Here is a 6,702-nt window from a genome sequence, read left to right on the forward strand (position 1 = left end):
ACACGGAGGGCGGGAGACGCGCGTCGCGTCTCCCGCCCTCCGTGTTCCCGTACCGCCCGGCCGGGCCGTCAGCGTTCCGGGGTGTCCTGCGGGCCCCTCGGGGCCTCACTGCCGCCGTAGGAGCGGCGGACCGCGTCGGCGGCCTTGTCGGTCTGGGCGTCGTACTTGTTGCCCGTACGCTCGTCGATCAGCCGTTCGGCACTCTCCACGCCCTTGTCGGCCTGGTCAGGGTGGCCCTTGGCCAGGTCCTTGGCCTTGTTCGCCAGATCCCCGAACTTGCTCATGGGAAGCCTCCTGCGGTTGACGCCTACGTCGTTCCCGGCTACGCCTACCCGTCGACCACCCCCTGAATCAGGGCGCTTTGAACAGCGTGGGGAAGCGCGGCGCGAGCCAGGGCTTGCGGCCCCACGCCAGTACGCCGGCGCGCGCCATGGCCTGCCAGGGGCCCACACGGCCCAGCGCGATGAGGAGGAAGGTGACCGGCTCGGTGAGGATGGTGCACTCGGAGCGCTCCGGCGGGCCGGGGAGGACCTCGACGGCCCCCTCGGCAAAGGTGACCCCGAAGGTCTCGCCGCCCACCCGCAGGGTGTAACGGGCCGTCAGCCCGGCCGGTGCGACCGCCACACGCGGCATCGCCGTCTTCAGGAACGGCAGGCACAGCCCCACCCGCGTCCGGTCGATCATGTGGGGCCGGCCCACCCCGCGCGCGAGGTCCCAGCCGTGCCCCAGCATGTGGGTCAGGAGGTACGAGGCCAGCACGTCCTTGGTCATGGGGCCCAGCGGTGTCACGAGCGTCCGGGCCGGGTCGGTCCCCTCCACCGCCGCCAGGAACGTCTCCGCCTGTTCCACGATCATCGCGGCCAGCGGTTCCGCCCCGCGCTCCGGAAACTCGGTGAGACTGCGCGCGTTGGCCGCGGCGAGGCTCTGCGGGGTGCCGTCGCCGTAGGGGCGGTCGTGACCGGCGGCGAGGTCGGCCATCAGGCCGCCTGCCAGGGCCAGATGGGCGGCGGTCTCCCCCACGGTCCACTCCAGCCCCGGTACGGGCGTGGCCGGGTCGGTCGCACCGTCCAGCAGCGCGGCGATGGCCCGGGCCGTATCCCGTATGGCCCGGCCGAGTCCCTCCGGCAGGGCGTCCCCGCTGTTCGTCTCCACGCCGCCCGCTCTCCTCAGGTCTGGGTGATCATGCGGTACGAAACCAGAACCCCCTGTTCAGGACAAGGGGCGGGGCGCTCCGATCGCGCCGAGCCATTCCTCGACGGTGACCACGTCCGCCCACTGCGGGAACAGCCGGTCGACGAGCATCCGGTGGACCTCCGGATCGGTGTCGAGACAGCCGTCCGCCAGGACGGTCACGCCGAGGTCCAGATCGACCGCGTGCCACAGGGTGGACAGCACCACGGCGCTGGTGGCGATGCCGGTGAGTACGAGACTGTCGACGCCGCGGGCCCTGAGGACCAGATCGAGGTCGCTTCCCGAGAACGCGCTGCCCCGCCGCTTGGTGACCACGACATCCCCTTGCCGGGGCGCGATGTCGGGATGGATCTCGGAGCCAGGGGCCCCCTCGGTGAACAGCCCGGCGCGCACGACGCCGGCCATCACCTTGCTGCGCGGGCCGACCTCGGGATCGCCGGGCCGCAGACCCATCACCACGTAGATCACGGGAATTCCGGCGGCCCGCGCACCGTCGATCGCCCCGCGCAGGCGGAGCAGATAGCCGGAACCGTCGTCGGCGAGGGCCACCACGTCCCGCTGGACGTCCATCACCAGGAGCGCACTGCTCGTCATGCCCGCCGTCCTCCGCGGTAAGGAGCCAAAGGCGCTCATCGTCGCACTCGTCGGGTACCGGCCGCGATGGGGCCCCGCGCTGCGCCGATGGAGCTAATCCGGGCCCTTTCACCGATCCCTTCGGGGTGGCGGCACCGGATCACCCGTGAACGAGTCGAGCATCCATGGATTCGGGCGGTGCCGTGGCGGAGCGCGGGCGCCAGAACCGTCCCCACACGTGAGGTGAGGTAGTGCGTCTGTTCGGCCGGCAGTTCGTGGTGGCACGGTTTCCGGTGTTCGTCGTGGCCGCGTGGCTGGTGGTGGCGGTGTGCACGGCCGCCTTCCCCGGCCGGCTGGCGTCGGAGGCGGCGCAGCGGCCGGCGATGACGCTGCCCGCGTCGGCGGAGTCGAGCAGGGTGACCGAGGAGGCCGGTGGGCCGACGGGGGGCCAACCGGTCGTGATCGTCTGGGAGGCCACCTCGGCCAGGCGGCTCGGCGCAACGGCGGCACAGCGGGTCCTCGCCGGGCTGCCCCGCCCGGTCGGTCTCCCCGGCGCCGTGGCCTCCTCCGCCGACGGCCGTTCCCTCGTCTGCGTCGTCACCCTCACCGCCGTGGACGACGCAGGGCTCGGCCTCGCCCTGGAGCGCGTCCGGAAGGCCGCAGAGTCACTGCCGGACAGCAGGGTCCGGCTGGCGGGACCGGCGGCCGGGCAAGCCGACCTGGAGACCTCCTTCGCGGGCATCGACGGAAAGCTGCTGGTCATCGCGCTGGCCGCCGTCGCCGCCATCCTGTTCCTCGTCCACCGGAGCGCCCTGCTGCCCCTCGTGGTGGCCGCGTCCGGGGTCATGGCGCTGACCCTGTGCAGTGCGGTGCTGTACGCGCTGCGGAGCTGGGGCGTGCTGACGGTCGACGGGCAGGTGCAGGGCATCCTGTCCGTCCTGGTCATCGGAGCGACCACGGACTACGGCCTGCTCCTGCTGGCGCGGTATCACGAGCACGCCCCGGAGATGTCGGCTCCGGCGGCCATGCGGACGGCGTGGCGGGCGAGTTGGGCGCCCATCTCGGCGAGTGCGGCGACGGTGGCCTGCGCCATGGTCGCCCTCCTCCTCAGCGCGCTCCCCGCCAACCACTCCCTGGCGCTCGCCGGTGCCGTGGCGATGGCCTGCTGCGTGCTCGCCGCGCTGACCTTCGTCCCGGCCGCCGTACTCCTCGGCCCTAGGGCGATGTTCTGGCCGCGGAAGCCGCACGCCGGCCGGGCCGGCGGGCGGGGCTGGTCCCTGGTCACGGCGGTGGTCGAGCGGCACGCGCGTCCGGTGTGGACGGCGGGCTGCGCGCTGCTCGCGGGCTGTGCCGCCCTGGCCGTACTGCTGGCTCCCGGCGGCCTTCCGCTGGGCGAGGCGCTCACGGCGCGGGCGCCCTCGGTACGCGCCCAGGCGGCCTTGGCGGCACACTTCCCGGCGGGCACCGGCAGTCCGGCCATCGTGGTGGCGGACTCCGCGGGCGCCGCACGGATGCGTCAGCGGGTACAGGAGACACCGGGGGTCGCCCGCACCGAGGTCCTCACCACCCGACCCCGTACGACGATCGCGGCCACTCTCGACAGCGCTCCGGACAGCGAGCGCGCCCAGAAGACGGTCGGCCGTCTCCGCGCGGCCACGGGCGGCCGCGCCCGGGTCGGGGGCTATCCGGCTCAGCTGTACGACATGCAGCAGGCGGCCGAGCGGGACCGTACCCGCGTACTGCCCGCCGTCCTGGTGATCGTGCTGCTGCTCCTGCTGGGGCTGTTGCGGAGCCTGGCGCTGCCGGTCGTGCTCGTCGTCGTGGCCGTGGTCAACTTCCTCGCGGCGCTGGGTATCTCCGCGGTGATCTTCGATGTCGCCTTCGGTTCCACCGCGACGGAGCCGTCCCTGGTGCTCTTCTCGTTCGTGTTCCTGATCGCGCTCGGGGTGGACTACAACATCTTCCTCATGCACCGGGTCCGCCGGGAGTCCCTGCTCGCGGGGCAGCGCCTCGGCACGCTCCGGGGGCTGCGGGCCACGGGGAACGCCATCAGCTCGGCGGGGGTCGTGCTCGCCGTCACCTTCGCCGCCCTGACCGTGATGCCGCTGCGCTACCTGGCGCAGATCGGCGTCATCGTCGCGGTGGGCGTACTGCTCGACACCCTGTTCGTCCGCCCGTTCCTCGTCCCCGCCTTCACTCTGGACATGGGCCCCTGGCTGTGGTGGCCGACGAGGCCACCGGAGGGCCCGCGCCTGGGCAACCTGGGCGAACAGCGGTCCCAGCCGGAGCTGGCCTCGGTCTGACAGCGGAAGGGTGAGGCCGGCCACCGCTCATGGGCCGGCCTCACCGCCTTCCCGGTCAGTACCAGTAACCCGAGTACCGCCAGTCGTTGCCCCACCAGCCGTCGTTCCAGTAATGGTTCCAGCGGTGGTGCGAGTTGCCCCAGCCGTCGTGGCCGTAACGGTCGTGGTGACGGTAGTCGTAGCCGTGGTGGTCCGACCCCCGGTCGCCGTGGTGCCGGCTGTAGGAGGCCGGCGCCGACCCGGGTACGGACGCCGACGCGGTGCCCGCCGTCCCGATGGCGGCACCACCCGCCAGCATCGCTCCGGCCGCCGCGAGGACGGCGGCCCGCTTCACGTCGAGAGCGCGCATTGAGTACACCTCCCCTCAGGCCTCGAAGCGTTCATGTCCTTGGTTCGGAGCGGGGGCCGCCGTGGTTTGCCACGTTTCGCACTTTTTGAGGAAGCTGTCCCGCCGTGCCGGACACCCCATCCATGACGCGTTCCGTGACGAATCACCTGAAAGGCGACTGAAGGTGTTCGTCATGAAGCGCGATTCCTGCCGTCTCAGCTACGACTCCGCCGCCCCGGCGGACGCGGTGCGCGACGATCTGCGCGACCACCTGACCCGCTGGCAGGCGGCGGAGTTCGCGGACGACGCCTCGGTGGTGGTCAGCGAGCTGGTCTCCAACGCGCTGCGGCACGGCAGACCGCCCGTCCGGGTGGCGTGCGCGCTGCGACGGCGGTCCCCCGACGGGCCGGCGCTGCGCATCGAGGTGGCCGACGCGGGGCCGAGCTTCGACACCACCCTGATCCGGGCCCGGTGGCGGCATCCGTCCTTCACGCTGGAGGAGTCCGGCCGGGGGCTGTTCCTGGTCGACGCCCTGGCCAGCCGCTGGGGCGACGAGCCGACCCTTGACGGACACACCGTCTGGGCCGTCCTGGATCCGCCGGACGGATAGCACTCGAACGGCCGCAGGCGGGCGCCCACCGGGCGCGGGGACGGCGCCCGGCACCCAGGCTGGACGGGAAGGAGTGCCAGGACGAGGGGAGGACCGACAGCGATGCCCAGGGACAGGTCCGCCGACGACCGCCGTCTCGACGGCTGGCTGACGGCGACCGCGCACGGCAGCGAGGAGGCGTTCACCCTGCTGTACGACAGCCTGTCCGGCTCCGTGCGAGGTCTGGCCCTGCGCGTGGTGCGCGACGCCTCGCAGGCGGAGGAGGTCGCACAGGAGGTCATGCTGGAGGTGTGGCGTACGGCGGCCCGTTTCCGTCCCGAGCACGCTTCGGCCAAGGCGTGGGTGTTCGCCCTGGCGCATCACCGCGCGGTCGACCGGGTCCGCTCGGCGCAGGCCGCGTCCGACCGGGACCGCCGGGTGGCCGAGGGCAACAGCGAGCGCCCGTTCGACATGGTGGCCGAGCTGGTGCAGGACCGCGACGAGCAGCGCAGGCTCTACCGCTGCCTGGCAGCGCTGTGCCGGAACCTGCGGGTGCCGCTGGTGCTGGCCTACTACGAGGGCCTGACGTACGACGAGGTCGCCCGCGCGCTGAGCAAGCCACCCGGCACGGTGAAGACGCGGATGCGCACGGGACTCCACCGGCTGCGGCAGTGTCTGGAGGCCGGCGAATGAGCACGGCTCCCGGCGATCACGACGCGGTCGGCGCCTATGTGCTCGACGCCCTGCCCCCGGACGAACGCGCCGCCTTCGAGAACCACCTCGCCTCCTGCGCGGACTGCCGGGAGGAGGCCGCGCAGCTCATGGAGGCGGTGGTCGGACTCGCCGAGGCCGTCTCGCTGCCCCCGGACGACGCGGCCCGCACCCGCGTGCTGGCCGGCATCCGGAGCATCCGCCAGGAGACCCCGCCGGTCCGGCCGAGCCGTGCCCAGCGGCTGCTCCCCTGGGCGCTCGCCGCCTGCCTCGCGGCGGCCGTCGCCGGCGGATCGATCGCCTGGTGGCAGCACGAGGAGGCGCGGGACGCCCGGCGCACGGCGCAGGAACAGCAGCGGCGCACCTCCTCGCTCGCAGACGTGGTGACCGCCCCGGATGCGACCGTGCGCAGCGGTGCGTTGAGCAACGGCGGACGGGCGAGCGTGGTCATGTCCCGGCAGAAGCAGAAGGCGGCCTTCGTCGCCACCGGGCTCCCCGCCCTCGGCGAGGGCAAGGTGTACCAGCTCTGGTACGCCGACAACGGCACCACCTTCCGCTCCGGCGGTCTGCTCTCCGGCACGGGAGGGCGTCAGGGCCGGGTCCTGCTGGGCCCCCTCGGCCGGGCGACGGCGGTGGGGATCACGGTGGAGCCGGCGGGAGGGTCGAATCAGCCGACCAGCACGCCGCTGGGGGTGGTTCAGCTCTGAGGCACGGCGTCGTGCCGGGCCGTACGACACCGAGCGAGTTTGACGAACAGGCCCCGCCGCGCGCCGACTTGGCGGGTGACGGCGATCCGGCGCAGTACCTCGTCGCGCGCGTTCCTCGGACAGTCCTCATCGGTCGTGGTCAATAGGGTCCCCCTGTCGGGCTCGGTACGGCGGAGACCCGCCCAGGCCGTCGGCAGCCCGGGCGGGATCAGGTCCGTCGGGTCAGCTCTTGGGCATCAGGACGGTGTCGACGATGTACACGTTGGCGTTGGCGGTCTTGACGTTGCCGCAGACGACCTT

At 72.9% G+C, this 6,702-nt stretch carries 8 protein-coding genes and 1 pseudogene; 4 read left to right on the forward strand and 5 right to left on the reverse strand.

Translation table 11 applies throughout. The features are described 5' to 3' along the window. Positions 1-68: 68 nt before the first annotated feature. The 3 genes from CCN33_RS25835 to CCN33_RS25845 all read right to left on the reverse strand — a co-directional run bounded on the left by CCN33_RS25835 (position 69) and on the right by CCN33_RS25845 (position 1,785). Entirely contained in the window at positions 69-284 is a 216-nt protein-coding gene (locus tag CCN33_RS25835) for an antitoxin (RefSeq protein ID WP_086695874.1), read from the reverse strand. A 67-nt stretch (positions 285-351) separates the two neighbouring features. Then, a complete protein-coding gene (locus CCN33_RS25840; RefSeq protein ID WP_086695875.1) occupies positions 352-1,152 on the reverse strand; it encodes a maleylpyruvate isomerase family mycothiol-dependent enzyme in 801 nt (266 codons plus the stop codon). A gap of 57 nt (positions 1,153-1,209) precedes the next feature. Further along, positions 1,210-1,785: a cysteine hydrolase family protein gene (locus tag CCN33_RS25845; protein ID WP_086695876.1), complete on the reverse strand. Its 576-nt coding sequence runs from the start codon at positions 1,783-1,785 to the stop codon at positions 1,210-1,212. A 230-nt stretch (positions 1,786-2,015) separates the two neighbouring features. On the opposite strand from CCN33_RS25845, the gene CCN33_RS25850 reads away from it, so the two are divergent. Next, positions 2,016-4,067: an MMPL family transporter gene (locus CCN33_RS25850; RefSeq protein ID WP_086695877.1), complete on the forward strand. Its 2,052-nt coding sequence runs from the start codon at positions 2,016-2,018 to the stop codon at positions 4,065-4,067. A gap of 55 nt (positions 4,068-4,122) precedes the next feature. Here the strand turns inward: CCN33_RS25850 and CCN33_RS31690 are convergent, their stop codons facing one another. Next, complete coding sequence (locus CCN33_RS31690; RefSeq protein ID WP_167387947.1) at positions 4,123-4,416, reverse strand: hypothetical protein; 294 nt, start codon at positions 4,414-4,416, stop codon at positions 4,123-4,125. 172 nt (positions 4,417-4,588) lie between these two features. Here CCN33_RS31690 and CCN33_RS32275 point away from each other — a divergent pair, with 172 nt between their 5' ends. From CCN33_RS32275 to CCN33_RS25865, 3 genes are all read left to right on the forward strand, one after another. Then, on the forward strand, positions 4,589-5,005 hold the full coding sequence (locus CCN33_RS32275; protein WP_167387948.1) for an ATP-binding protein: 417 nt from the start codon (positions 4,589-4,591) through the stop codon (positions 5,003-5,005). Positions 5,006-5,107: 102 nt separating this feature from the next. Next, positions 5,108-5,677, forward strand: coding sequence for a sigma-70 family RNA polymerase sigma factor (locus CCN33_RS25860; RefSeq protein WP_086695878.1), 570 nt, complete (start codon positions 5,108-5,110; stop codon positions 5,675-5,677). Further along, positions 5,674-6,402 carry an anti-sigma factor gene (locus tag CCN33_RS25865; RefSeq protein ID WP_086695879.1) on the forward strand — a complete coding sequence of 243 codons (729 nt, stop codon included), beginning with the start codon at positions 5,674-5,676 and terminating at the stop codon, positions 6,400-6,402. Before CCN33_RS25860 ends, CCN33_RS25865 begins: the two co-directional genes overlap by 4 nt. 222 nt (positions 6,403-6,624) lie before the next feature. Here CCN33_RS25865 and CCN33_RS31285 read toward each other — a convergent pair. After that, positions 6,625-6,702 (reverse strand): annotated as a pseudogene (locus CCN33_RS31285) (fasciclin domain-containing protein); the annotation flags it as partial.

It is taken from the genome of Streptomyces recifensis, from assembly GCF_002154615.1.
GTDB lineage: Bacteria > Actinomycetota > Actinomycetes > Streptomycetales > Streptomycetaceae > Streptomyces > Streptomyces griseoluteus.